This window comes from Vibrio sp. 5S239 (assembly GCF_041439575.1).
GTDB lineage: Bacteria > Pseudomonadota > Gammaproteobacteria > Enterobacterales > Vibrionaceae > Vibrio > Vibrio kanaloae.
Genome location: NZ_JBGOOM010000016.1, coordinates 1 through 25850, shown reverse-complemented (window position 1 = coordinate 25850; position 25850 = coordinate 1). Strand labels below are relative to the sequence as shown.

27 protein-coding genes are annotated in these 25850 nt (G+C 46.1%); 11 read left to right on the top strand and 16 right to left on the bottom strand.

Annotated features, from left to right (window positions below; all coding sequences use genetic code 11):
• Position 1: 1 nt before the first annotated feature.
• Entirely contained in the window at positions 2 to 1648 is a 1647-nt protein-coding gene (ilvG, locus tag ACED48_RS13275) for an acetolactate synthase 2 catalytic subunit (RefSeq protein ID WP_017055441.1), read from the bottom strand.
• 471 nt (positions 1649 to 2119) lie between these two features.
• Here ilvG and ACED48_RS13270 point away from each other — a divergent pair, with 471 nt between their 5' ends.
• Positions 2120 to 3643 (top strand): YifB family Mg chelatase-like AAA ATPase, encoded by a 1524-nt coding sequence (locus ACED48_RS13270; RefSeq protein ID WP_017055440.1) that lies wholly within the window; start codon positions 2120 to 2122, stop codon positions 3641 to 3643.
• A 72-nt stretch (positions 3644 to 3715) separates the two neighbouring features.
• On the opposite strand, the gene ACED48_RS13265 is transcribed toward ACED48_RS13270, so the two are convergent.
• From ACED48_RS13265 to ACED48_RS13240, 6 genes are all read right to left on the bottom strand, one after another.
• Positions 3716 to 4672, bottom strand: coding sequence for a DUF2860 domain-containing protein (locus ACED48_RS13265; protein ID WP_017055439.1), 957 nt, complete (start codon positions 4670 to 4672; stop codon positions 3716 to 3718).
• Positions 4673 to 4809: 137 nt separating this feature from the next.
• A complete protein-coding gene (locus tag ACED48_RS13260) occupies positions 4810 to 5409 on the bottom strand; it encodes a thiol:disulfide interchange protein DsbA/DsbL (protein WP_017055438.1) in 600 nt (199 codons plus the stop codon).
• 55 nt (positions 5410 to 5464) lie between these two features.
• Complete coding sequence (locus tag ACED48_RS13255; protein WP_017055437.1) at positions 5465 to 6451, bottom strand: serine/threonine protein kinase; 987 nt, start codon at positions 6449 to 6451, stop codon at positions 5465 to 5467.
• A gap of 73 nt (positions 6452 to 6524) precedes the next feature.
• A complete protein-coding gene (gene ccoG, locus ACED48_RS13250; protein WP_017055436.1) occupies positions 6525 to 7943 on the bottom strand; it encodes a cytochrome c oxidase accessory protein CcoG in 1419 nt (472 codons plus the stop codon).
• Positions 7944 to 8271: 328 nt separating this feature from the next.
• Positions 8272 to 8535 (bottom strand): YihD family protein, encoded by a 264-nt coding sequence (locus tag ACED48_RS13245; RefSeq protein WP_017055435.1) that lies wholly within the window; start codon positions 8533 to 8535, stop codon positions 8272 to 8274.
• Positions 8536 to 8666: 131 nt separating this feature from the next.
• Complete coding sequence (locus ACED48_RS13240) at positions 8667 to 8834, bottom strand: hypothetical protein (RefSeq protein WP_017055434.1); 168 nt, start codon at positions 8832 to 8834, stop codon at positions 8667 to 8669.
• A gap of 283 nt (positions 8835 to 9117) precedes the next feature.
• Here ACED48_RS13240 and ACED48_RS13235 point away from each other — a divergent pair, with 283 nt between their 5' ends.
• Positions 9118 to 9909, top strand: a complete 792-nt coding sequence (locus tag ACED48_RS13235) for a sporulation protein (RefSeq protein WP_017055432.1) — start codon at positions 9118 to 9120, stop codon at positions 9907 to 9909.
• A 144-nt stretch (positions 9910 to 10053) separates the two neighbouring features.
• Positions 10054 to 10707, top strand: a complete 654-nt coding sequence (locus ACED48_RS13230) for a hemolysin III family protein (protein ID WP_017055431.1) — start codon at positions 10054 to 10056, stop codon at positions 10705 to 10707.
• Here ACED48_RS13230 and ACED48_RS13225 read toward each other — a convergent pair.
• The 6 genes from ACED48_RS13225 to def all read right to left on the bottom strand — a co-directional run bounded on the left by ACED48_RS13225 (position 10704) and on the right by def (position 17217).
• The gene (locus ACED48_RS13225; protein WP_017055430.1) at positions 10704 to 11309 is read right to left on the bottom strand and encodes a DUF3157 family protein; all 606 of its coding nucleotides are present in this window, start codon (positions 11307 to 11309) and stop codon (positions 10704 to 10706) included. The genes ACED48_RS13230 and ACED48_RS13225 overlap by 4 nt on opposite strands.
• Before the next feature lie 26 nt (positions 11310 to 11335).
• Positions 11336 to 12781, bottom strand: a complete 1446-nt coding sequence (locus tag ACED48_RS13220; protein WP_029626851.1) for a TrkH family potassium uptake protein — start codon at positions 12779 to 12781, stop codon at positions 11336 to 11338.
• A gap of 80 nt (positions 12782 to 12861) precedes the next feature.
• Positions 12862 to 14238, bottom strand: a complete 1377-nt coding sequence (gene trkA, locus ACED48_RS13215; RefSeq protein WP_017055428.1) for a Trk system potassium transporter TrkA — start codon at positions 14236 to 14238, stop codon at positions 12862 to 12864.
• A 108-nt stretch (positions 14239 to 14346) separates the two neighbouring features.
• Entirely contained in the window at positions 14347 to 15627 is a 1281-nt protein-coding gene (gene rsmB / locus ACED48_RS13210) for a 16S rRNA (cytosine(967)-C(5))-methyltransferase RsmB (RefSeq protein ID WP_017055427.1), read from the bottom strand.
• A 92-nt stretch (positions 15628 to 15719) separates the two neighbouring features.
• Complete coding sequence (gene fmt / locus ACED48_RS13205; RefSeq protein ID WP_017055426.1) at positions 15720 to 16667, bottom strand: methionyl-tRNA formyltransferase; 948 nt, start codon at positions 16665 to 16667, stop codon at positions 15720 to 15722.
• Positions 16668 to 16704: 37 nt separating this feature from the next.
• Complete coding sequence (def, locus tag ACED48_RS13200) at positions 16705 to 17217, bottom strand: peptide deformylase (protein ID WP_004735769.1); 513 nt, start codon at positions 17215 to 17217, stop codon at positions 16705 to 16707.
• Positions 17218 to 17357: 140 nt separating this feature from the next.
• Between def and ACED48_RS13195 the strand changes: the two genes are divergently transcribed.
• From ACED48_RS13195 to ACED48_RS13180, 4 genes are read left to right on the top strand one after another with little or no spacing between them, the layout of a single operon-like run.
• A complete protein-coding gene (locus ACED48_RS13195) occupies positions 17358 to 18464 on the top strand; it encodes a LysM peptidoglycan-binding domain-containing protein (protein ID WP_017055425.1) in 1107 nt (368 codons plus the stop codon).
• Positions 18461 to 19573: a DNA-processing protein DprA gene (gene dprA, locus ACED48_RS13190; protein ID WP_017055424.1), complete on the top strand. Its 1113-nt coding sequence runs from the start codon at positions 18461 to 18463 to the stop codon at positions 19571 to 19573. The genes ACED48_RS13195 and dprA overlap by 4 nt, the downstream gene beginning before the upstream one ends.
• Before the next feature lie 3 nt (positions 19574 to 19576).
• Complete coding sequence (locus tag ACED48_RS13185; RefSeq protein ID WP_004735774.1) at positions 19577 to 20053, top strand: DUF494 family protein; 477 nt, start codon at positions 19577 to 19579, stop codon at positions 20051 to 20053.
• A 12-nt stretch (positions 20054 to 20065) separates the two neighbouring features.
• Positions 20066 to 20635, top strand: a complete 570-nt coding sequence (locus tag ACED48_RS13180) for a type I DNA topoisomerase (RefSeq protein WP_017055422.1) — start codon at positions 20066 to 20068, stop codon at positions 20633 to 20635.
• Between the two features lie 88 nt (positions 20636 to 20723).
• On the opposite strand, the gene ACED48_RS13175 is transcribed toward ACED48_RS13180, so the two are convergent.
• On the bottom strand, positions 20724 to 21854 hold the full coding sequence (locus tag ACED48_RS13175; RefSeq protein WP_017055421.1) for a 5-(carboxyamino)imidazole ribonucleotide synthase: 1131 nt from the start codon (positions 21852 to 21854) through the stop codon (positions 20724 to 20726).
• Between the two features lie 5 nt (positions 21855 to 21859).
• Positions 21860 to 22345, bottom strand: coding sequence for a 5-(carboxyamino)imidazole ribonucleotide mutase (purE, locus tag ACED48_RS13170; protein ID WP_004735777.1), 486 nt, complete (start codon positions 22343 to 22345; stop codon positions 21860 to 21862).
• 195 nt (positions 22346 to 22540) lie between these two features.
• Here purE and ACED48_RS13165 point away from each other — a divergent pair, with 195 nt between their 5' ends.
• From ACED48_RS13165 to ACED48_RS13150, 4 genes are all read left to right on the top strand, one after another.
• A complete protein-coding gene (locus ACED48_RS13165) occupies positions 22541 to 23098 on the top strand; it encodes an L-threonylcarbamoyladenylate synthase (protein WP_017055420.1) in 558 nt (185 codons plus the stop codon).
• A gap of 19 nt (positions 23099 to 23117) precedes the next feature.
• Positions 23118 to 24035 carry an oxygen-dependent coproporphyrinogen oxidase gene (gene hemF, locus ACED48_RS13160; RefSeq protein WP_017055419.1) on the top strand — a complete coding sequence of 306 codons (918 nt, stop codon included), beginning with the start codon at positions 23118 to 23120 and terminating at the stop codon, positions 24033 to 24035.
• A 74-nt stretch (positions 24036 to 24109) separates the two neighbouring features.
• Positions 24110 to 24940: a shikimate dehydrogenase gene (aroE, locus tag ACED48_RS13155; RefSeq protein ID WP_017055418.1), complete on the top strand. Its 831-nt coding sequence runs from the start codon at positions 24110 to 24112 to the stop codon at positions 24938 to 24940.
• Positions 24941 to 24957: 17 nt separating this feature from the next.
• A complete protein-coding gene (locus ACED48_RS13150) occupies positions 24958 to 25227 on the top strand; it encodes a DUF1488 domain-containing protein (RefSeq protein WP_017055417.1) in 270 nt (89 codons plus the stop codon).
• On the opposite strand, the gene ACED48_RS13145 is transcribed toward ACED48_RS13150, so the two are convergent.
• Positions 25224 to 25769 (bottom strand): gamma carbonic anhydrase family protein, encoded by a 546-nt coding sequence (locus tag ACED48_RS13145; RefSeq protein ID WP_017055416.1) that lies wholly within the window; start codon positions 25767 to 25769, stop codon positions 25224 to 25226. The genes ACED48_RS13150 and ACED48_RS13145 overlap by 4 nt on opposite strands.
• Between the last annotated feature and the right edge of the window lie 81 nt (positions 25770 to 25850).

The window sequence follows — 25850 nt, the reverse complement described above, 5'->3', positions numbered from 1 at the left end:
GTTATGTGTTCTCCAACATCTCACTGTTCGAAGCACCTGGCGGTACTAGTGGCCATACGTTTTCTTCTTCATCGATAAGAACATGAAGTAGGTAAGCGGTTTTGCTCTCTAGCATCTCTTTCAGTGCTGGCTCTACTTCTTCTTTACGCGTGATGGTTTTGCCTGGGATATCGAATGCTTTTGCGAGCATTACGAAATCTGGGTTGTCATCCAAGATGGTTTCACTGTGGCGGCCATCAAAGAACAGTGATTGCCATTGGCGAACCATGCCCAAGCGAGAGTTATTTAGAAGCACCATCTTTACTGGGATCTGACGGCGTTTCAGCGTCCCAAGCTCTTGCACGTTCATCATGAACGAGCCATCACCAGAGATAAGAATTGATTGGTCATCAGGACGGCCAACCGATGCACCCATTGCAGCGGGCAAGCCAAAGCCCATGGTGCCTAAACCGGCAGAGGTGATGAAGTTTTGTGGATCGCGAGGCTGAATGTGTTGAGCTGCCCACATTTGGTGTTGGCCCACATCGGTTGAAACGATAGAGCTTGCTGGCATCATGTCTGACAGTTGTTTTAACAGTAGTGGAGCAAATATCAGATCGCCTGGGTGATCGTAGCGCCACTTGAATGAACTGCGTAGCCCTTCAGAGTGGTGGACCCAAGATGAGATGTCTTGGCTTAGTTCCAACTGAGGCATGATTTTGTTGATGTCACCACGAATTGGTGCATCGGCCAGACGCAGTTTACTGAACTCTGCCGCATCGATATCGATATGAATAACCTTCGCGTGCGGTGCAAAGGTATCAAGTTTTCCGGTTACCCGATCATCGAAACGAGCGCCAACAACAATCAGCAGATCGCTCTCTTGAACCACTAGGTTAGCAGCTTTGGTGCCGTGCATACCTAGCATACCAAGATAGTGTGGGTCGTCACGTTCGATGGTACCCAAGCCTTTCAGTGTGCTTACTGCTGGCATTGGGTTAAGGCGTAAGAACTCACGAACAGAGTCCGTCGCTTTAGCCAGTTGAACACCACCACCTACATATAAAACAGGACGGGTCGCTTGAGACAAAAAGTATTGTGCCTGCTCAATGGCATCGGTTGTCGCAACAGGAATGGCTGGTGGAGTAAATTCAGGGAGAGTGTTAACAGGTGCTTCTGCCAATTGAACATCTTTAGCGATATCGACAATAACCGGACCGGGACGTCCTGCTTTTGCAACGATGAATGCTTCAGTTAATGTTGGCGCAAGATCTTCAATGTCGGTAACGAGGTAGCTGTGTTTAGTGCATGACAAAGACATACCAATCACATCCATTTCTTGGAATGCATCGGTGCCTATGTGGGAGCTAGCAACTTGGCCTGTTATAGCAACGAGTGGGATGGAATCCATAAAGGCGTCAGCAAGGCCAGTAACTAAGTTAGTTGCGCCTGGGCCTGAGGTTGCCATGCAAACCGCGACGTCTTGTGTTGCTCGAGCCATACCGATAGCGGCCATAGCAGCGCCTTGCTCATGGCGACATAGGATATGTTCAACCCCGCCGTCATAGAGTGCATCGTAGATTGGCATGATGGCACCACCTGGGTAACCAAATACGGTCTCAATGCCTTGTTGCTTGAGTGCGGATACGACTAGTTCTGCGCCTTTCATCGTAGTTCCTCCGTATTACCTTTATTTTGGTAACTGTTTCCATTGTCTCTGCACATCTTGTGCTCCCATTCTTCCTGTAAATCGGCAAAGCCGAAAATAATAAAATTATAAAAATTGAGCCGTTAAATTAGAAAAAACCCCCGAACTTTTCAGTGCGGGGGTTTTTTCTAATTCGTGGTTACTTTTTTCCCACTCGCCCCCGCGCAGTCTCAATAATGACTACGATAATCAGGTTAATCAGTGCGTAAATGCGAGCGTTAAAAATCATAAAATTCGAGTTTTCTCGTTTATTGTCTTCAGTAAATGTCTACATCTCTAGTGTTATCACACAAATCTGTTGTATGACAAGGAAAATGTCATTCTTTTTTCACATTAAAACACCATTCCACCAAGCTATATAACAACTTGATAGCTTTGGTGTACAACGAATATCCAGAGCGAATACTTTTAAATCAAAGACAAAGGAAAGTTATGGGACTCGCGATAATTCATAGCCGAGCTAGTGTGGGTGTAGAAGCGCCAGAGGTGACCGTTGAGGTCCATATAAGCAATGGAATGCCCGGTTTTACGTTGGTGGGTCTGCCTGAAACAACGGTCAAGGAATCCAAAGACCGAGTCAGAAGCGCCATCATCAATTCTCGTTTTGAATTCCCATCAAAAAGAATCACGGTCAACCTCGCCCCCGCCGATTTACCTAAAGAAGGGGGCCGTTTCGACCTGCCAATCGCGCTTGGGATTTTGGTGGCATCGGATCAGTTACCCACATCAAAAATAGCTCAACATGAATTTATTGGTGAGTTAGCGCTGTCGGGTGAGTTGCGCTCAGTGAAAGGGGTACTGCCTGCAACACTCGCTGCTGACAGAGTTGAGCGTTGCTTAGTCGTACCGCATCACAATGGCGATCAGGCAGCTTTAGTCGGTAAAGGGGCACATAAGTCGGCGCAAACCTTGTTGGAGGTTTGTGCGGATATGTGTGGTCAGGCTCAGCTTGGTCTATATAGAACGGAACATCATCAGGCTGATGTTTCAGTGCTTCGCGACCTACAAGATATTATCGGCCAGCAGCAAGGCAAGCGAGCATTAGAAATAGCTGCTGCTGGTAACCATAATTTATTGTTCCTCGGCCCGCCTGGAACTGGCAAAACGATGTTGGCCTCGCGACTACGCGATTTATTGCCTGAGATGAGTAACGAAGAAGCGATGGAAACGGCTTCGATCGCTTCTTTAACTCAACAAGAGATCAATCAATACAACTGGAAGCAACGACCTTTTCGATCTCCTCACCATTCAAGCTCAATGGCGGCATTGGTGGGTGGTGGCTCAGTGCCACGCCCCGGAGAGATTTCTTTGGCGCATAACGGTTTATTGTTCTTGGATGAGATGCCGGAGTTTGAGCGCAAAGTGCTTGATTCATTGCGAGAGCCACTAGAGTCGGGCGAGATAATCATTTCGCGCGCGGCGGGTAAGACTCGTTTTCCTGCGCGCTTTCAATTAGTCGGTGCACTCAACCCAAGCCCTACGGGTTACTACGAGGGAAATCAAGCGCGGGCTAACCCACAGATCATCCTGCGTTATCTCAATCGCTTGTCGGGACCATTACTTGATCGATTTGATATGTCATTAGAGATCCCTTTGTTACCTAAAGGAATGCTTGCTGAAGGAGGGGAGCGTGGAGAAACGACCCAAGTGGTTAAACTCCGAGTTAAACAAGCTCGTCAGTTGATGCTATCTAGGAATCATAAATCGAATGCGCTACTAGGTAGCCGAGAAATTGAAAAGTATTGCCCACTTCGACGTGAAGATGCGGAGTTTCTGGAAACCGCGCTGCATCGGTTGGGTTTATCGATTCGTGCTTATCACCGAATCATTAAGGTGGCACGAACCATTGCCGACCTTGACGGTAACGAGCAGATTGAAAAGAAGCATTTATCTGAGGCGCTGGGCTATCGAGCGATGGACCGATTGTTGAAGCAACTCACGGCTCAAGCTGTGTAGTAGTAGTAAATAGAAAGCCTGCTTGTGTGCAGGCTTTCGTTATTCAGGTTGGTTGCTATGAGTTAGCAGTGATTAGAACTTGTAGTTCAAGCCAACTGAAGCGATGTATTGTGACTCATCGTAGAAGGTAATGTTCGAGTCGCTAGTACCGTAGCCTGCAAGAGCAACAAACGACCAGTTTTCCCAGTCCATGAACTGTTCATATTCATACGCGGCGAATAGATTGATGTTGTCGTCGTTACGCTTCTTGTCGTAGATCGGGTTGCTTGCATCGTAAGAGCGTTGGCTGTAACCCGCTGTTAGCGCGTACTGGTGACGGCCCGTGCCACCAAATAAACTGACTTCTCCCCCGAATTGCTCGAATGAGTCTGCACCGCCTTCAGCGTCTGTTGATTGATAAATCAAAGACGGAACCAGCATCATGATGCGGTTAATCGGTTGTCGGTACTGACCTTTTAGGTAGAAGGTATCTGCATCACGCTTTAGTTCTTCGTATTCAACTAGGTCGTTATCCACATCTCTGGTCGCGAAAGCCATATCGACAGAGAACGCAGAGCCAGCAATACTATCCAGCTTTAGACGGAACGCATTACCGGTTTCGTCTGTTTTGCTACGAGCTTCTCCAACTTTGTATGGGTTAGCCCAAGTCTCATCAGACATAATGGTTGGCAGAATAGAAGCATCGATCACCATGCCAGATTCAAGTTGGTATTTATAACCCACTTCAAGCACCACGGTACCTGTTGCTACGTCATCACGTGCCGTACCCGTGTAAACTTGATGATTCAACTTTTCACCAAAGGTGTAAGCAAGGTTACCTAAAGGAGCAATCAGAAATGAGCTTTCCGAAGAAGCCTTCTGATCTATGGATGAAAGATTGCTATCAGCATCGGTATTAAAGTTTGAGGTGGAAGAGGCAACCCCGGTATTGATAGAGATTTCACCACTGAAACCTTGTTGGTCTGCAAGCTTGGCAAAAGCGGGAGAAGCCGCAATACTCAATGCCAAGAGAGTTATTTTTATTTTCATTCAAGGGCTCCTTGCCCACCGGTTCTTAGAACGGGTTATTAATAGCAGTAAAGCTTTAAATTTCCAGGTTAATTATTTATCAATGATGATTTTTGAACAAGCAAAAAAAAGGAAGCCGAAGCTTCCTTTATTAAACCTTATTTCTTCAATAAGAAGTTCACTAACTCGAAGTACTCATCGAGAGAACTGATACCTTGAGCGTCTATTAGGTAACGGTTGTTAACCACGACTGCTGGTACGCCTGAAAGGCCGCTATCTTTGAATGCTTTATCGAAACGGCGAACCATTGAATCAACTGCAAAGCCGTTGTACGCCGCGTCAAATTTCTTCGCGTTGATACCTTCATCTAAAAAGATTTGACGCAGTTCCGCTTCATCACGTGGTGGCTTGTTCATGTTGTGGATGCGGTTAAACATCACGGGTACCATTTTGTCTTCCACTTTCAGTGCAATCATCGTCGCGTAAGCTTTGCTCATTGGCATACCCATGTTGCCACCCATGAATGAAACATGGTTCTTCTGCAGTTTAGCGTTTGCAGGTAGCTGTTGTTTTAGCTGCTGGATGATAGGCTCAAAGCTATTACAATGTGGGCAGTAAAAAGAGAAGAACTCTGTCACCATTGGTTTTTTTGATGCTTCTAGATCGAGAACTTTGTAGTGTTCACCTTCGTTAAATTTCGCCGCGTGAGCGGAAAGGCTCAACATGATCAATGAGAAAAATGCGAATAGCTTTTTCATTTATCCAATCTCCATTATGTTTGAATTTTTATCTAGTTGTATGTTGCGATTGCGGTTACCACTGAGGCATTAACGAAAGTGGTGGCTCTTTCAGGGTAGCAATTTGCTCTTTACAAGCAAGTACTTGTTGCTCCCAATATTTCGGGTCATTAAACCACGGGAAGGCCAGAGGAAACGCCGGATCGTGCCATCGTTTTGCCAACCATGCCATGTAATGCACCATACGTAGACCACGTAGTGGTTCGATTAGTTTCAGTTGCGCGGTATTAAAATCGCAAAATTCTTGATAACTCTCTAGCAGAATATCCAGTTGCATTAGCTTATCTTGGCGTTCACCATTAAGCAGCATCCACAGATCTTGTATCGCAGGGCCGTTTCGTGCGTCATCAAGATCGACGAACATTGGCCCGTCACGCCACAGAATATTACCTGGGTGGCAGTCACCATGTAGGCGGATATTCTCAATATTGCTCGGCCATTGGCTCTCCAACTCTTTAATTAGAAGATCGACGTCATTGAAGAACGCGTTCTCCAGGTGTGTCGGGATAAACTGAGAGTTCTCTAGAATCTTACGAGGCTGATAAAGATACTCATCTAAGCTGATGGTCGGACGATGCTGGAATGCTCTTCCGGCACTCGCTTTATGAATACGACCAAGAAAACGTCCTACGCCTTCCAATTGATCTAGATTGTCGACTTCATATTGTCTGCCACCGACACTTTCAAATAGTGCGAATAGATAGCCTTGATATTCATGTAAGGTTGCGCCGTTGATCCGTATCGGTGGAGCAACCGGTAACTCTTGTTCGATCAGCTCTAACGCGAAATCGTGCTCTTCTTGGATCTGCGCTGTGTTCCAGCGCTGCGGGCGATAAAATTTAACCACGTAGCGTTTACGGTCTTCATCGATGAATTGATATACCCGGTTTTCGTAACTGTTGAGAGCGAGAAGCCCGGATTCAGCGCGAACTCCGATGCTCTCCAGTGCGTACCACATGAAGTCAGGAGTCAGGTTATCAAAGTTAAAGGCTTGCATCGTCATAGAATAAAAAAGGCTCATTACTGAGCCTTTTTCCATTTATTGGGGTGTTATACCAAGCACTAGGTGGCTGGTATCAGAGCTTCTTGATAAAGCGGCTTTCGACTTCCATCGTAAACTCTTCATTATCCGAGAGTATAAACTGAATTGTCGAAACTGGTGAGCTCAGTTTTTCTGGATCGACGCCTAAGCTGATAGGAAGGTTTAAAACTTCACCTGGCTCTACGGTAATGGTTTGTTTACCGTACCAGATAGAGTCTGGTAGCCCGCTAACATCGAGCTTGTACTCTTGCTCTTGCTGAGTTTTGTTGATTACTTTCAAGTTGTAAGTATTTTCGACAAGCCCTTGGCTATTGATTTTAAATAGCTGGTTTCTATCTCGCAGAACGCTTAAGCCTGCAGGGTCAACACTCGCTATCTGTGCAAAGAACAAACCCAGCATAAGTATCAATATGGCTCCGTAGCCTAGCAGCTTAGGACGCATGACTTTGGTTGAGTGTCCTTCCAACCTGTGTTCTGTGGTGTAGCTGATCAGGCCTTTTTCGTAACCCATACGCTCCATGGTGTTGTCACAGGCATCAATACACGCGCCGCAGTTAATACATTCGTATTGCAGGCCATCACGGATATCGATACCCGTCGGGCACACTTGAACACACAGGTTACAGTCAATACAGTCGCCTAGACCAAGCTCTTTTGGATCGGCTTTACGAGAGCGAGGACCACGGCTTTCACCGCGCTCGGTGTTGTAACCAACGATGAAGGTGTCTTTATCGAACATTGCCGATTGGAAACGCGCGTAAGGACACATGTGCAGACAAACAATTGAACGCATCCAACCCGCATTGGCATAAGTACATCCAGCAAAGAACAGTACCCAAAACACCGGCCAGAAAGACGAGTTAAAGGTAAAGAAGCCAACCACTAACTCTTTGATTGGGATGAAGTAACCAACAAAGGTTAAGCCCGTCGCAATGGCAATCGCCCACCATGCAATGTGTTTGAGGGTTTTTCTGAGGATTAAGTTGCTCGTCAGTTTACCCGAGTCTTGTTTTCTTCGCTTATTGGCAGCACCTTCCAGTTTCTCTTCAAACCAGATATACATAAAGGTCCAGACGGTTTGAGGGCAAAGGTAGCCACACCAAACCCGGCCTAAAAAGGTGGTGATAAAGAACAGACCAAATGCAGCAATCATGAAGAGGATCGCCAGCAGGGTGAGATCTTGTGGGTATAGCGTGGTGCCAAAGAAGTTGAACTGTTGGCTGCCGATATCGAGCAAGATCGCTTGTCGCTCACCAAATGAAATCCATGGGATAAGCGTAAAAAGTAAAAGTAAGAACCAACCGCCGTAACGACGCAACTGTTGGAATTTACCTTTGCTTTCTCGCACATAGATTCGGTTACTTGGGTTAAATCGATCTCCATTACCTTTATGTGTTTTTGGATTAAAGGTTTTAGGAGTCACATCTTTGATATCGATTTTATCCTGACTCATGGAATATCCTTTTTGTGGCATGTATACCCGGTTAAATCGGGTATTGACGACATTACTTTAAAGTATGGTTTAGAGAACCTGTAGAAATTGAGTTTGGTGCATTTGTTGTTATCACACTCACTCTTATTATTTTAGAAGATTCTTATGGGGGCGATTATAGCGACAATCTTGTTCTCATTTCTTTAACGCTATCAACCTTTAACAACAAAAGTCATAACAGTTGTGACGAAAAAATAGCGAACAGAAATAAAAAAGCGGCCAAGTGATCGCTTTTTTCATTGAGTTTTTTATCTGTAAGGTAGTTATAACACTAAAGCAATAGAGATAATTAAAGGAGGCCGCGTGCTTTTAGAATGGCGGTTTTGAAATCATCTTCTTGGTCTTTTTTTAGGCCTGGGATCATTTCATCTTTTCCGCTGTTGCGCATTTTTAGATGGTAGATAAGAACATCGTCAGTCAGTTCTTCAAGCTTGCCTTGATAGCCCGCTTCTTTTGATAGCTTAATGATGAACTCTAATAGGTTAAGCTCTTGATCTTTCTGCCACTCAGGCTCCATCAGTTCAAGCAGTTCTTCAATGCGGTGACACTTCATACTTTATTTCTCCACAAATTTTATAATGATTTATGGGTAAAGTATCAAATTGAATCGGGAATACCAATGTGTAAACACATTTCAAGATGGGACTGGATAATAAAAAAGCGCAGTAAAAACTGCGCTTTTTGTTAAGCGGCTTTAATCACTTTTGTTGTAGTCGGTGCTAATAAAGCAGTCTTCTCAACTAGAGTCATTGTTGGAGCCATTTTTTTTGCCGTTGGAGCAGCAGCAAAGCCACTACGACGACGCATCGCACTGCGGTTGGTCTGCGAGAACCTGACAGCTGTTGGGCGCATTAAGTTACCTAACGGTCAGGCATATCCATTGCCAATCTAATGGCCTGATTTACCATGAGATCCGCCTCAATTGCTTGAAGAGTCACTCGTCTGGCTTTCGCCAATCCGAATAATAAATCAGGATAATGATATGCATGCATATCAGAGCCTAGACTATCACTATCTAAGTTATCGATCGACGCCTGTGTGATAAATAGACAATATTAGAGCTAAAATAGTGTGAGCAGTATATTTGAGTTTGAACCTCTTTCAGGCTTAAGATGATGTTTTAAAGGAGGTGCATATGTCGTTCTTGAAGAAAACGTTAGCAAGTTTTGGTATTGGGTCTGCCAAGGTAGATTCTGTATTGCAGCAGGAAGTGCTTTATCCAGGGCAAAAGGCGAGCATTATTGTGCATGTGTATGGTGGCGCTCAGCCACAGGAGATAGACAATATTGATCTTAGCTTATGCTGCCGTTACGTTAAAGAGGTCACCATGAACTCGCAAAAGCAAGGAGGTGGTCATAAACGCCGAATGCACCATACGTACTCGTTGGCCAAATGGAGCCTGCCGTATGCCTTTGTTATTCAGCCGGGTGAAACCCGTGACTTTGAATGTGAGTTTGATGTACCGCTTAATACACCGGTCACGATTGGTGATTCAAAGGTGTGGCTGGAAACCGGGCTCGATATTGCTATGGCGATTGACCCATCGGATAAAGACACCTTAACGGTTCGCCCAGATGCACTCCTTGATGGCATTTTTAACGAACTTGAAGCTCATGGGCTGCGCATTCGCCAAGTGGAATGTGAAGCGGTAGAAGGCTTTGAACTGCCGTTTGTTCAAGAGTTTGAGTTTGTCCCGACGACGGGTCCTTATCATGGTCGCTGGCGTGAACTTGAGGTTGTTGCCCATCGTGATGAAACTGAGCTTAAGCTTTGGTTTGAGATTGACCGTAATCGTGACGGTGCCAAAGGCATGTTGGCGAGTTTATTAGGGGTTGGTCAGCTACAGCGTCAGTTGAGTGTGCCATTGGATACCTCACCAGAAGATGCGGGCAAAATAGTGCTTGAGTATTTAGATAGCGCCTCTTAGTCAGCTCTTTGGTTCTTTAGCTATAGAAAGCCAAGCCTCATCACACAGTTTAGGCGTTATTAATGTCATAAAAATTTAAGCTTACACGTGTAAGCTTAATGTGCAATACTAGGCAAATCGAACATTTACTCTAGTAGGATAGTCATGTCTGCATCATCGGTGAGCGAATACTGTGACATCGAAGAACGTGCCAATGCAATAACCCATGGCTTGGGGGTTGTGCTCGGTGTGGTTGGTTTAATCTTGTTACTGATTCGTGCGTTTGATCATCAAGCCGATATGCTGACTATTGCGAGCATGGCGGTATATGGCAGCAGTATTATCCTGCTCTTTCTCGCTTCCACGCTTTATCACTCGATCACCATAGAAAAGACTAAGCGCCTGCTGAAAACTCTCGATCACTGTGCGATCTACTTGCTGATCGCGGGCAGCTATACGCCATTTTTATTGGTGAGCTTGAGAACACCTTTAGCAATGGGGTTGATGGCTGTTATTTGGGGTATCGCGCTGGTGGGCATCATTATGAAGATTGCCTTCGTCTACCGATTTAAGCGTTTGTCATTGATGACTTACTTAGCGATGGGTTGGTTGTCGTTGATTGTGGTGTATCAACTGGCGATGAATATCGAGATGGGTGGTTTGGTGTTATTGGCGCTCGGCGGCGTGATCTACTCGTTGGGTGTTATTTTCTATGTGGCCAAACGCATCCCTTACAACCACGCCATCTGGCACTTGTTTGTTTTGGCGGGCTGCGCTTGCCATTTCTTCGCTATCTATCTGTATGTGACTCCGGTTTAGCGAGCCAGTACCTCGGTAATCTCAGCTTTGATCTGATATTCAGGGTGTTGTTCTAGGTCGAGCTTGATTAGCTCACCTTCTTCCCCCGTCTTTGGTCGCAGGTATGTGTCGGCCATTCGTTTGATTGATTTCCACACAGCAACCTCTTCTTCTGCCAACAACTCACCTTGTGCAGTAAACACGCTGATGTTAAGTGATACCAAAATGACCGCTTGAGTGCCTTGGTTAGTGATGGCTGTCGGAATGATAAGCTCACCATCTTCATAGCGACTGGCACCCAGTACAACATCCACTCCTGATTGAGAGAGCTGTAAGCTTGGCTTCTTACTATTAACCACAATCGTAGTGCCACGCGTGTTCGTTGCGACAGGTACGGCTACGACAGGGGCTGCTGCAATAGGCGCTGCTGAAACAGGCACTGCGATCTCTGATGTTGTCGCTGCTGCTTCCGTTTGCTTCGGTGCCACGTATTGCCAAGTAAAATCATCTTTGAGTAACACTTGTTTGCCATCAGGCAATGTGACCATTTGATCAGCAAAGGCAGAACTTACGAATACTGAGTTTGCGAGCAATGCGCCAGCGAGAAGTGCGTATGATTTCATCTGTGTTTCCTTGATTTTGTGCTTGGTTAACGTCGCCAAAAGGCTGGGAAAAATAGAACAATGAGCGTCAATATCTCAAGTCGCCCCATCAGCATTCCTAAGCTTAGCAACCATTTAGCGGCGTCGGGCAGTGGAGCAAAGTTCCCGGTTGGACCGATCACGCTGCCCATGCCTGGACCAACGTTGGCAACGGCTGTGATAGCGCCAGATATACTGGTCACAGGATCAAGCCCCATGGCGCTCAAGCCGCCTGCAATTAAGATAATCGTAATAAAGAACATCAAACCAAATGCCACTAAAGAACGAACGATGTCGTCACTGACTGGGCGTTGGTTATAGCGTTGAACAAATACCCCCGATGGGTGGATTAGCTTCATCATTTGTTTGTGAAGCATAGTCATCGCGATCTGGAAGCGGAAGATTTTAATACCACCTGAGGTCGATCCCGAGCAGGCTCCCGCCATCATTAGGAAGGCAAACAGTGTGGTTGGAAGTGCTCCCCAAGCAGTGAAGTCTTCTAAGCCAAAACCGGTTGTGGTGACGACTGATACAATATTGAACATTGAGACACGCATTGCATCCAATACCGTGTAGCCATCTCTCATGACCAACCATGTGGAGATCACGGCACTGGCAACCAAGAATAGGTAAGCGAAACCTCTTACTTGAGCATCTTTATAGATCGGTGCGAGTTTTCTACTGCGCAGCGCACTGACAAAGAGTAGGAAAGGCAGACCACCCAGGAACATGAACGCCGTTCCTACCCAATGGGCGCTGTTAGAGAAGTGGTTCATTGAGCCATCGGAAGTCGAGTAACCACCAGTCGAGAGTGTTGTGAATGCGTGATTGATGGCATCAAAGACGCTCATGCCAGCAAACAAGTAACTCACTAAGCACAAGCCTGTCAGTACCAGATAAACCGCCACGATGTTCTTCGCGACCGTTTTTGCTCGTGGGCTACTTTTATCTGACCAATCGGATGATTCGGTTTGGAACAGGCGCATACCACCGACGTTGAGCATTGGCAGAACCGCTACCGCCATAACGATGAAGCCGATGCCACCTAACCATTGCAGTATAGAACGCCACAACAGAATGCTTGGTGCCATGCTGTCTAAGCCGCTTAATACGGTTGAGCCTGTCGTGGTGATACCCGACATTGTTTCGAAGTAGGCGTCAGTGAAGCTGATGTGGTTGATGAAGACAAACGGCAGTGCAGCAAAGGCACTGGCTATCGTCCATACCAGAGAGGTGATCAGGAACATGTCCCGTACCCCTAGTCGAAACTTAGCAGAACGGCCCAAACTCAAGCAGATGAACGCGACTATGTGCGTGATCACTACCGACTGACCAAACTCGAGGAAGCCACCGGTGCCTGTGAAAAAGGCAACCAATGTAGGGATGTACATGAAAAGGGCGAGTTTTGATAACACTAACCCTATCACTAATAATATCGGACGAAAGTTGACCATAGCTTAATAGACCATCGCTTTGAGCCGGAGCGTCGTTCTCACAAGAAGAAAGTTGCGAGAACAAGCTTACGAGAACAAGGCTATAAGAAGAACGGGCTCGGTTGGAATAGAGACTCAACATCTGGTACGTATTTCTTGTCCACTAGGAACATCACTACGTGGTCATCCTGTTCGATTACGGTTCTATCGTGCGCGATAAGTACTTCTTCTCCGCGAACAATCGCACCAATAGTGGTGCCCGGTGGTAGTTTAATGTCGCCAATCGCTCGGCCAACCACTTTAGATGTGGTTTCGTCGCCGTGAGCAATGGCTTCGATCGCTTCAGCAGCGCCGCGACGTAGAGAGGATACGTTGACAATATCAGCACGACGAACGTGAGTAAGCAGCGCAGAAATGGTCGCTTGTTGTGGAGAGATAGCAATATCAATCACACCACCCTGAACAAGGTCTACGTAAGCACCACGCTGAATCAGTACCATTACTTTCTTGGCACCCATTCGCTTAGCCAGCATTGCTGACATGATGTTGGTTTCATCTTCATTGGTTAGGGCAATGAACACGTCCACCTGATCGATGTTCTCTTCTGTTAGCAGCTCTTGGTCTGCTGCATCGCCACAGAATACAATGGTGTTTTCTAACTCTTCAGATAGCTTCTCCGCTCGTGTGGGACTGCGTTCTATCAGCTTGATGCTGTAGCTTTGCTCAAGGCGTTTTGCCAAACTTGCGCCAATGTTACCACCACCGACAATCATGATGCGGCGGTAAGGCTTTTCTAGGCGCTGTAGTTCACTCATTACTGAGCGAATATGATTACTTGCCGCGACGAAGAAAACCTCATCATCGGCTTCGATGATGGTGGTGCCTTGTGGACGAATAGGGCGACCTTGTCGGAAAATAGCGGCAACACGAGTATCGATGTGCGGCATGTGTTCACGCAAAGCAGAAAGTGCATTACCGACCAGTGGGCCACCGTAGTAAGCTTTTACTGCTACTAGGCTAACTTTCTGTTCAGCAAAGCTCACAACCTGCAGTGCACCTGGGTATTGAATTAGGCGCTCGATGTAGCTGGTCACTAGCTCTTCGGGTGCAATCAGGTGATCGACTGGGATAGCACCTGATTTGAATAGCGCTTCTTTCTCTTCTAGGTATTGAGGAGAGCGGATACGGGCAATACGATTTGGCGTGTTGAACAGAGAGAAGGCAACCTGACATGCCGCCATGTTGGTTTCATCCATGTTGGTTACCGCAACCAACATGTCGGCATCTTGCGCACCCGCTTCACGTAATGTTCTTGGGTGGCTGGCATAACCGTTTACAACCCGAAGGTCGTATTTATCCTGAAGTTCACGTAGTCGGTTAGCGTTACGATCGACAATGGTGATGTCGTTGTTTTCGCCAACTAGGTTTTCAGCAAGGGTACCGCCAACTTGTCCAGCACCTAGGATAATGATCTTCATAGCCTTTCTCTTATTTTTGCCGTTGTAATTCTAATGATCTCATTTTGCTTCGATAATGCACTAGAAAGAAACAGCGGCTAAGAATTGGATTCTTAGCCGCTGTTAGTGTTATGCCTGTTTTACTAGAACTGCGTAGTAGAAGCCATCCATATCTTCTTCTCCAGGCAGTATTTGACGACCCGGATTTTCGATATCAGACCCAACCAGCGTTGCGTTCTCGGTACGCTCTAAGAATGCTTTCACTTGCAGCACGTTTTCTTGCGGCGTGATAGAACATGTCGCATAAACCATGGTGCCGCCTTCTTTTAGCTGGCGCCACATTGCATCCAAAATCTCACTTTGCAGTTCCGCTAGCGCATCAATATCAGATGCACGACGTAGCCACTTGATGTCAGGGTGACGGCGGATTACACCCGTCGCTGAACATGGAGCATCAAGTAGGATGCGGTCAAACTGACTGCCCGTCCACCATTCTTCAGGGTAGCGAGCATCCCCACAGATTACGTCGGCACGCAGTTGTAGGCGTTCAAGGTTATCGTAAACACGGTCTAGACGTTTAATATCACTGTCAATCGCAACCACTTCAGTGTCTTGAGTATGTTCAAGAATGTGTGCAGTTTTACCGCCAGGAGCAGCACAGCAATCAAGGATTAGCTCACCATCTTTTGGTGTTAGGTAATCAACAGAAAGCTGAGCGGCAGCGTCTTGCACTGATACCCAGCCTCGGTCGAAACCAGGAAGCAAAGTAACATCACAAGGTGACGCTAATTTTATGGCATCAGCCGCTTCAGGGTGCAGTGTGTATTCAATGTTTTCGTTTTTAAGCAGTTCAACATACTCGTCACGAGTGTGGTGTTGGCGGTTTACGCGCAGCCACATTGGTGCCTTGCTGTTGTTTGCTTCAACCAGTTGCTCCCATTGATCTGGGTAGCTCTCTTGAAGCATTTTTAGAATCCAGCTTGGATGACTGTATTTGCCAGCATTGTGGCTAATGGCTTTCTCGTCCAGTTCTTCTTGGTCACGTAGGTAGCTACGTAGCACAGCGTTGATCAAACCACTCAGGCTTGGACCTCGCAGTGTTTTAGTACCCTCAACCGTTTCAGCAACCGCGGCATGCGAAGGGATACGCATGAAGCTTAGTTGGTAAATGCCCACTAAGATTAGGTGGTGGAATACACGCTTTTTACCTTTAAGCGAGTTTTCCATCAGTTCGTTAGCGATTGACTCTAAACGAGGCAGGTAACGAAGTGCGCCGTAGCAAATCTCTTGCAGTAGAGCATGGTCTCGTGGACGGATCGTTTTTTGAGCCGCAGGGAGAGCGTGTGAAAGAGAGTGGCCTTTATCGACAACTTGGAATAGGACATTTGCAGCAGCAGCGCGAACATTCATGGGGGGTACCGAATATTTATTTGAATACATGAGGACATCTCTGCCCTCGTAAAGGTTTTCTAAGCTGCGTAATTAACAGCTTTAAAAGCGGATTAAGAAAGTTGTGTACCAACTTCAAACCAGCTTGCACGTGAGTTCAAGATATCCTGAACTGACATGGCTTTTTTACCTGGAACTTGCAGTTGTTCAAGAACAAGTACGCCTTGCCCTGTCGCTACATAGATACCAGTTTTATCCGCTTGCAGAATGGTACCTGCAGGCTTATCAGAAGTTTGCTCTGCCACACGGCTTTGCCATACTTTAATGCTGTTCTCAGCAGCTTCAAAGTGGCTCATTGGCCATGGGTTGAAGGCACGAACGCAGCGCTCAATATGCGCAGCTTCATCACTCCAGTTGATACGAGCTTCTTCTTTGCTTAGCTTCTTCGCGTAGTTAGCAAGCTCATCGTCTTGCTTCTCTGCAACCGCTTTGCTAGAAGCGATGTCAGCTAAACATTCAACAAGAGCGTCAGGGCCAAGACCCGCTAACTTCTCGTACATTGATGCGCTGGTATCTGTCGCTTCGATAGGCAGCGTCGCGATACTTAGCATGTCGCCCGTATCTAGGCCGATATCCATCTGCATGATCGTTACGCCTGTCTCTTTATCACCCGCCCAGATAGAGCGTTGAATCGGAGCAGCACCACGCCAGCGCGGTAGGATAGAGCCATGTACGTTGATACAACCTAAGCGAGGCGTATCTAATACAACCTGCGGAAGCAATAAGCCGTAAGCGACAACAACCATGATGTCAGCGTTCAATTCAGCTAGCTCTTGCTTAGCCTCATCTGACTTGAAGTTTTCTGGTTGGTAAACCGGAATGTTATTTTCAAGTGCGATGTTTTTTACTGGGCTCGCAGTGAGTTTTTTACCGCGGCCTGCTGGGCGATCTGGCTGTGTGTAAACAGCAACAACTTCATGCTCCGAAGACAACAACGCCGCCAAGTGACGGGCGGCGAAATCCGGAGTACCTGCAAAGACAATTCTTAAAGACTGACTCAAGGTAGGCTTCCTTCTAATTTAGTAATAGCAGCGGTTATTAACCTTGTTTCTCGTTGAAACGCTTAATTTTCGCTAGCTTATCTTGGATACGTTTACGCTTTAGTGGCGATAGGTAATCAACAAACAACTTGCCTTCTAGGTGGTCAAGCTCGTGTTGAACACAAATAGCCAGAAGGTCATCAGCGTCGAATGTGAATTCGTTGCCTTCACGGTCTAATGCTTTAACTGTTACTTCTGCTGCGCGAGGTACTAGAGCTCGAGCGCCAGGTACAGATAGGCAGCCTTCTTCGATGCCGTCTTCGCCACGTTTGTCGGTAATTTCAGGGTTGATCAGAACCATAGGCTCGTCACGTGTTTCTGAAATATCGATAACAACGATGCGCTGGTGGAAATCTACTTGCGTTGCAGCAAGGCCGATACCTTCTTCGTCGTACATGGTTTCAATCATGTCATCAACGAACTTTTGAATCTCTGGGGTAACTTCTTTTACCGGTTTCGCCACGGTACGTAGACGATCATCTGGTAATGTTAATACTTGTAATACAGACATATACACTCGAAATATTGAACTGTGCCGAAACAGCTTAAACCTTGTTGGCTCAATTCTAGACATTTTAGAGGCCAAATGACAGCATCCTGAAGGTAATTCTCTAGTCAGATGTCATATATTGAGACCGAGGAACCTAGGTCATGCGTCATTTTTTACCCACTTTTTCTCTTATTTGTGCTTCGCTTTCGTTCGCCGCTACGGCTGAAAATAGTGAGCAACCTTTAACCATTAAACAAGGCGCACCCGAGGCGTATGTGGTGGTTAAGGGGGATACCTTATGGGATATCTCCGCGATGTATCTCGATAGCCCTTGGTTGTGGCCAAGGCTATGGCAGGTAAACCCTGAAATAGAAAACCCTCACCTTATTTATCCAGGAGATAAATTGTCTTTGGTTTGGATTAATGGTGAACCGGTATTGAGTCTTAAACCTGTTATCAAGTTGAGTCCTAAGATTCGCGTCTCTGAGAAGAAAGCGGTGCCTACCGTCAATGAGGGACTGGTTCTGCCGTATTTACAGTCTGATCGCTTGGTAGATCAGCAAGATATCGAATCGGCTCAACGAATTCTAGGGACCAGTGATGGCAAGCGATTCCTGTCTGGCGAAGATAGGTTGTTCATCTCGGGGAACCAGCAACATCAAAAATGGGCTATCTACCGTTCTGTCGAAACGTACCAACGACAAAAACCTCAAGCGAGTATTACCTCTTTGCGTTTGGTCGCCACGGCGCGTTTGAAAGAGGTGGATGCTGAATATAGTAGCTTGCAGATAGAGACGCAGCTACAAGAGGTGTTGCTTAATGATCTTGTTCTGCCTGAGCTTGGTGTTGATCAAATGAAGCTTTCAACTACGTTTTATCCTGCGCCTAGTTCTGCGGGTCAGTTTGCCAATATTTTAGGCTCGTTAGAGGGTAATCAATACAGCGCTAAGAATCAGGTTGTCGTTATTAATAAAGGCTCAAAGGATAACCTTCGTCAGGGAACTATGTTTACCCTCAGCGAAAGCGGAGCTATGGTGTTTGGTAAGCAAGGTGAATACAGCTATAACGAGTCTGTTGCAAGTAACAAAGTGCAGTTGCCAAGTACCTCGCTCGGTAGTTTGATGGTCATTCGCCCTTATGAGTATTTTAGTCTAGCCTTGATCACTCAGAGCACTAAACCAGTTAGCAATGAGATTCTAGCGGTATCCCCTTTGGATCTTGCTGTGGCTGAAGAGGGTTATTCTCAAGAGGTTAATATTGCCGAGTGAATGAGCAACAACTGAGCGCTTGGCTAACTCTGAGTTTTGTTCCGCAACTGGGAGGCAAGCGCCTTTCTCGCCTGCTGAGTATTGACTCTCCTTCCAATATTGTTGGCTACTCAAATCAGCAGCTACAAGCTATTGGGTTGTCAGCTAAGCAAATCTCCTATTTAAGAGAGCAAGCCCCAAGAGAAGTGGAGGCTTGCTTAGTATGGCAAGCAAGGCAGCCTAATCATCACATCATTACCCCAAATTGCCCTCATTATCCTAAACTGCTGAATGAGACCGCCTCTGCGCCAAGCGTACTTTTCGTTAAAGGTCACGTTGAAAAACTTATTGAGCCTCAAATCGCTATGGTCGGCAGTCGCAATGCCAGTATCGAAGGGCTGCAAACCGCGAAGTCTTTCGCCAAAGAGTTCGTTCAAAACGGTTTGATTGTCACCAGTGGCTTAGCGCTCGGTATTGATGGTTATGCTCATGATGGTGCTCTAGATAAAGGAGGGGAAACTTTTGCTGTGTTGGGATCAGGCTTGGGCTCCATTTACCCTGCACGTCACCGAAATCTAGCGGATAGAATTTGTGAGAATGGCGCATTGATTTCAGAGTTTCGCCTAAGTGCCAAACCACGACCTGAACATTTCCCTCGCCGTAACCGTATAATAAGTGGGTTATCGCTCGGAACCTTGGTGGTTGAAGCGGCTGAGAAAAGTGGTTCTTTGATTACAGCTCGTTATGCCATGGAGCAAGGCCGAGAGGTGTTTGCGCTTCCTGGCTCTATTCATAACCCAACCAGTCGAGGAGGTAATAGCTTAATCAAAGCTGGAGCATGTTTGGTACAGAGTGCACAAGATGTTCTGATTGAAATAAAGAGTCTGTTAGACTGGTCTATCGATCAGCAACCCAGCTTGTTCGAACCTACGCCCAGTATGGGGGAAAATGAACAATTGCCATTTCCACAGCTGTTAGCTAACGTAGGGTTAGAGGCGACACCCGTTGATATTTTGGCACAGAGAACCCATATACCTGTGCATGAGGTCATGATGCAGCTTTTAGAGCTTGAGCTCTCAGGGCATGTTGTTGCAGTTTCCGGTGGCTATATTCGAAAGGGGAGAGGCTAAGCTATGATGATGGACATACTGATGTACTTGTTTGAAACCTACATCCATAGCGATTCTGAATTGCAGGTGGATCAAGATGAGCTGGAAGATGAGCTTCTTAGAGCAGGGTTTCACCAAGATGATATTTATAAGGCCCTCCATTGGTTAGAAGATCTTGCGGCATTGCAAGATACTGAGAATCAAGCGGCGATTACTATGTGTTCCAATACCTCGATGCGTATTTATACCAGTCGAGAGATTTCACGTATTAATATGGAGTGTCGAGGTTTCTTATTGTTCCTTGAACAGATCAACGTACTCACGACAGAGATTCGTGAAATGGTGATTGATCGTGTGATGGGGCTTGAGACGAGCGAATTTGAATTGGATGATCTGAAATGGATTATCTTAATGGTGCTATTTAATGTGCCGGGTAATGAAAGTGCTTACACGCAAATGGAAGAGCTGTTGTACACCAAAGAGCAAGGTATCTTGCATTAATACAGGCTTGTCATGAGTAGTAAGATTGATAATCAGCTTTTTTCAGCACATGAACATGCATTAGAGCATGAACCATGCCCGCAGTGTGGTGGAGAGCTTCAGCTTCGCCATGGTAAGCACGGCCCATTTTTAGGCTGTAAGCAGTATCCGAGCTGTGATTACATCAAGCCTCTACATCAAAACGATGGTCACGTAGTGAAAAAGCTGGGTGTGCCGTGTCCTAAATGCCAAAACGAATTGGTATTAAGGCAAGGTCGCTTTGGGATGTTCATTGGTTGTAGTAGCTACCCAGCGTGTAATCACATCGAATCTTTGGATCAACCAAAAGAACAACCTGAAGAGCAGCCACTTGTTGCTTGTCCTGAGTGTGGTCGAGGCCATTTGGTTGAGCGTAAATCTCGCTACGGCAAAACCTTCTATGCGTGCGATAACTACCCTAAGTGTAAGTTTGCCGTTAATCAGCCACCTGTTATAGGTCGTTGTGAACAGTGCCAGTTCCCGCTGTTACTGGAGAAGAAAACGGCCAGTGGCACTAAGAAGCAATGTGCTGATCGCAAGTGTCATCACATTCAATCTCAATAACTCGATATTATAGACACAAAAAAACGGCACTCAATGAGCGCCGTTTCTACATCCAATGAACTTTTTATATCAATAAGCCAATGTAGGCTTATTTCATCTGCTCAGCAAACTCATGCACAGCAGGGTAAGCTTGCTTATCAAGAATGTCTGCCAGTGAGCACAACGCTCTTTGCAGCTCTGCGTTGTAGTCAGCGCTCACGTTAATGTGGCCCATCTTTCGACCCGCACGCTTCTCTTTGCCATACCAATGAACATGACAGCCATCTTGAGCCAGAATAGCTTCAGGTAGGATATCTTCACCAAGAATGTTGATCATTGCGGTTGGGCGAATCAGTTTGGTGCTGCCTAGTGGCATACCACATACGGCACGTAGGTGGTTCTCAAACTGACAAGTCTCTGCGCCTTGTTGCGTCCAGTGGCCAGAGTTATGAACACGTGGTGCAATCTCATTAACCAGCAGTGAACCTTGAACATCAAAGAACTCAAGTGCAAGCACGCCAACGTAGTCCAAACGTTCTGCAACTGCGGTGAACATGGTTTTCGCTTGCTCTTGCAGTTCAATGTCATCAATGGCTGTTGATAAGCTCAACACGCCGTCGGTGTGAACATTCTCAGCCAGTGGATACACTTGAATCTCGCCATTGGTACCACGAGCACCAACCAGTGATACTTCGCGGTCAAACGGAACAAACTCTTCAGCCACAATGGCTTGGTTGTTGGTTGCGGCAATGCACTCGGCCATTTCTGTCCAAGTTGCGTTAACATTATCTAATGTCTTTAAGCGCCATTGACCTTTGCCATCGTAGCCGCCAAGTGTGCTCTTCAAGACCATTGGTAAGCCAACGTGAGCGATCGCAGCGTCAAAGTCTTCGCGAGAGTTAATCACGTAGTACTTAGCATTTTTCACGCTTGCTTCGTCTAACAGGGCTTTTTCAAGGCGACGGTCACCGCCAGCTTTGATTGCTTCCGTTGTCGGTAAGAACTTACCGCTGCGCTCACATGCCTCAAGAACATCGTGAGGGATATGTTCGAATTCAGCAGTAATGACGTCCGCACGCTCAATCGCATTGTCTAAGCCGTTGCCTAGAATCGCTTGCGTTAATGGGTGAACAATATTTTTGCTGCCAACATCAAAAGCAGAAATTTCAATATTCAGCGGCGCCCCTGCTAGGGACATCATGCGAGCAAGTTGGCCCGCGCCTAACACAAGAACATGCATGGGAATTAGTCCTCTGCAGGGTTTGGATTAGCCAGAACCGTTTCTGTTTGCTCAGAGCGGAACGCTTCTACTTTTGCCATTACTTCTTCATTGTGTGTACCAATGATTTGAGCTGCTAGTATACCTGCATTGGCAGCGCCAGCTTCACCGATAGCCAAAGTACCTACCGCGATACCTTTTGGCATCTGTACGATAGAAAGCAGAGAATCCATGCCCTTTAGTGCTTTAGACTGAACAGGAACACCCAGAACTGGTACGCTTGTGAAAGCAGCAGCCATGCCCGGAAGGTGTGCAGCGCCGCCAGCACCTGCAATAATCACTTTAATACCGCGCTCTTTCGCACTGGTTGCGTAGTCTGCAAGCAACTGAGGTGTGCGGTGAGCAGAAACCACTTTTGTTTCGTACGCCACGCCAAACTGATCCAACATTTCTGCAGCTAGCTTCATTGTTGGCCAATCAGATTTAGAACCCATGATAATACCGACAGTCATCTCAAACTCCTTCAGGTACGATTTAATTAGTGATTAGATATTTTGCGCGCATTATACGGGTAAAATTGCTCAAGGAAAACGTTTGCGTCAGTCTAGGTTGTTAATTGATACATTTTATAAACAAATAGCTTTAGTCACAGTGAATGATAATTTGTACACTTAGTGAGTTAGATAACTGAATTAATGAGGCAACCCGTGGATAACTTTCAACATACTTTGCAGGCATTACAACAAGGTGAAGTCATTGCTTACCCGACCGAAGGCGTTTTTGGGGTCGGTTGTGATCCCGATAATCCACAAGCCATCAAGAAACTGCTCGATTTAAAACAGCGGCCGATGGAGAAAGGGTTGATCCTAATTGCTGCGAGTTACGAGCAGTTGCTGCCCTATATTGACGAAACCCAGTTGACGGAAGCACAGTTAGCGACCGTAAAAGCAACATGGCCGGGGCCTGTGACTTGGATAATGCCAACCAGCAGTAAAGTAACTGACTGGGTCAGTGGCCAATTTGAATCCATCGCGGTGCGAGTGACTGATCACCCTTTGGTTCAAAGAATGTGTAATGAATTCGGTAAGCCGTTAACCTCGACCAGTGCTAACCTGACAGGTGAACCGCCTTGTATGACGACTGAAGAAGTTCAACAGCAACTGGGTCAACACTTAGTCGCGATTCTAGAAGGTCAAACGGGTGGTCGTGAGAAACCAAGCGAAATTAGAGATGCAAAAACGTCGAAAATATTAAGACAGGGTTAAACCCTGCAGAGGAAGAAAGATGTCAGCAATTGATAAAGAAGCAGTAAAACAGTTTTTACTGAGCCTACAAGATTCGATTTGCCAACAGCTTGAGCAAGCTGATGGTGCAGCATTGTTTGAAGAAGATGCATGGGAGCGGGAACCTGGGGACCGTCTAGGTGGCGGTGGTCGTACTCGTGTGATGACCAATGGTGCTTTATTTGAACAAGGTGGAGTTAACTTCTCTCACGTCGCTGGCAAGGCGATGCCTGCCTCTGCAACTGCTCACCGTCCTGAATTAGCCGGACGTAAGTTTGAAGCTATGGGTGTCTCATTAGTTATCCACCCTAAAAACCCATACATCCCAACCTCACACGCCAACGTTCGATTCTTTATTGCGGAAAAAGAAGGGGAAGAACCGATTTGGTGGTTTGGTGGTGGTTTTGACTTAACGCCATTTTATCCTGTCGATGAAGATTGCCAATCTTGGCATCAAACCGCTAAAGATCTTTGTGCGCCATTTGGTGATGATGTTTATCAAGAGCACAAAGAATGGTGTGATAAGTACTTCTATCTGCCTCACCGAGACGAAACACGTGGTGTGGGTGGGCTGTTCTTTGATGATCTTAACGAGTGGGGCTTTGAAAAGAGCTTCGCTTATATGCAGGCGGTCGGTGAAGGTTTTGCAGCCGCGTATTTACCAATTGTAGAACGACGCAAAGAGACACCTTATGGTGAACGTGAGCGTGACTTCCAGCTTTATCGTCGTGGTCGCTATGTTGAATTTAACCTTGTGTATGACCGTGGCACCTTATTTGGCCTGCAAAGTGGTGGTCGCACAGAATCAATATTAATGTCGATGCCGCCATTGGCTCGTTGGGAATATCGCTACGAACCTCAAGCGGGTTCACCAGAAGCTCTGCTTTATAGCGACTACCTAAAGCCTCGAGTTTGGTAGTTCTTCCTTCCTTATAGGGATAGTGATAGGGTCATCTATATAGATGACCTTTTTTATTTCTGTTAGGTAAGGATATGACACAGCAAGTAGATCGTTATGCCGTTTTCGGTAACCCTATTGGGCAAAGCAAATCGCCATTCATTCACACATTATTTGCTCGCCAAACCAGCCAACAACTTACCTATACAGCATTACAGCCAGAGCATGGTGAATTTATCACTGCTGCCAAAGCCTTTTTCAGTGAAGGTGGTCGAGGATGTAATGTCACAGCGCCTTTTAAAGAAGATGCCTATCAGTTTGCCAATCGCCTAACTGAGAGGGCTGAATTGGCTGGTGCCGTAAATACCCTTAAGAAGTTAGATGACGGAGAAATCATTGGTGATAACACCGATGGTGAGGGTTTAGTTCAAGACCTGCTTCAACATCAAGTTGCGTTAAAAGGAGCTCGCGTTCTTCTTCTTGGCGCTGGTGGTGCTGCGAGAGGAGTTATTCAACCTCTTCTCGACCAAAAGCCACAACAGCTGGTGGTCGCTAATCGAACCAGCTCCAAGGCTGAACTTCTGGCTGAGATGTTTTCTTCGCATGGCAATATCAAGGGGATGGGGCTAAGTGATGTTAATGAAGGCTTTGATGTCATTATTAACTCTACTTCGTCTGGTCTAAGCGGACAGATTCCTGAAGTGTCTGATGCTATTTTCAATTCTAATAGTGCCGTTTATGACATGGTTTACGGATCTGGAACCACAGTATTTAATCAATGGGCATTAGATAACGGTGTTCATGCTGCTTATGATGGTTTGGGTATGCTAGTGGGGCAGGCAGCAGAAAGCTTTATGCTGTGGCGTGGCCTTCGTCCGGGAACAAAACAGATTTTAAGAGAACTACGTAAAAACCTAGAGATGTAACAAGGTAATTATAAAAAATGAATCAATCAATTCTATTTCCGGATATCCAAGATTGGGATGAAGCAAGTCAATCTATCACCTTCCCAGCACAACAGTCGGGCGCATTGATTGAATGTGTCATGTCTATTGAAGAATTATCACGATTGGTAGGTAGAGATATAGAAGAAGGCGAGCAAGCTTTAGTTATCTTTTCAGAGTTACGTTTTGATATTGAAGAGCTAGCGGAAGAGTTAATAGAAGAAGAGGAGTATGACTCCTCTAATCGGATTCAGATCAAAGCGCTTTAAACAGGAAGCACAGAGTCTAGATAGTCATTTTTATTCTGAACATAGTTGTCAGCTGACTTCTGTAAAAAGACACGCTCTTTATCATTTAATGGGCGTGCTTGTTTTACTGGGCTTCCTACATAGAGATAACCGCTTTCAAGTACTTTGTTTGGTGGCACTAAGCTACCAGCTCCAATCATCACTTCTTTTTGGATAATCACGCCATCCAACACGATCGCTCCCATACCAACAAGTACACGATCTTCAATCGTGCAGCCATGCAGCATTACTTTATGCCCGATAGTGACATCATTACCTATTAATAGAGGATAACCGTCAGGGTTTTCAGCATTCTTATGGGTGACGTGCAAGACACTACCATCTTGGATGTTCGTTCTCTCTCCAATATGAATGTGGTTCACATCCCCTCGAGCAGCAACCAAAGGCCACACGCTAGAGTCGTTACCGATTTTGATATCACCAACCAGTACCGAACTTGTATCTATATAGACACCTTGTCCAATCTGAGGGGATATTCCTTTATAACTGCGTATTGAACTCATAAATCCTCCTTTATATAGGCACCTTAAGCCCTTAATTAAGGGGAGTACTAGTGAAAATGGAGTGTTCTGAACAAAAAACGC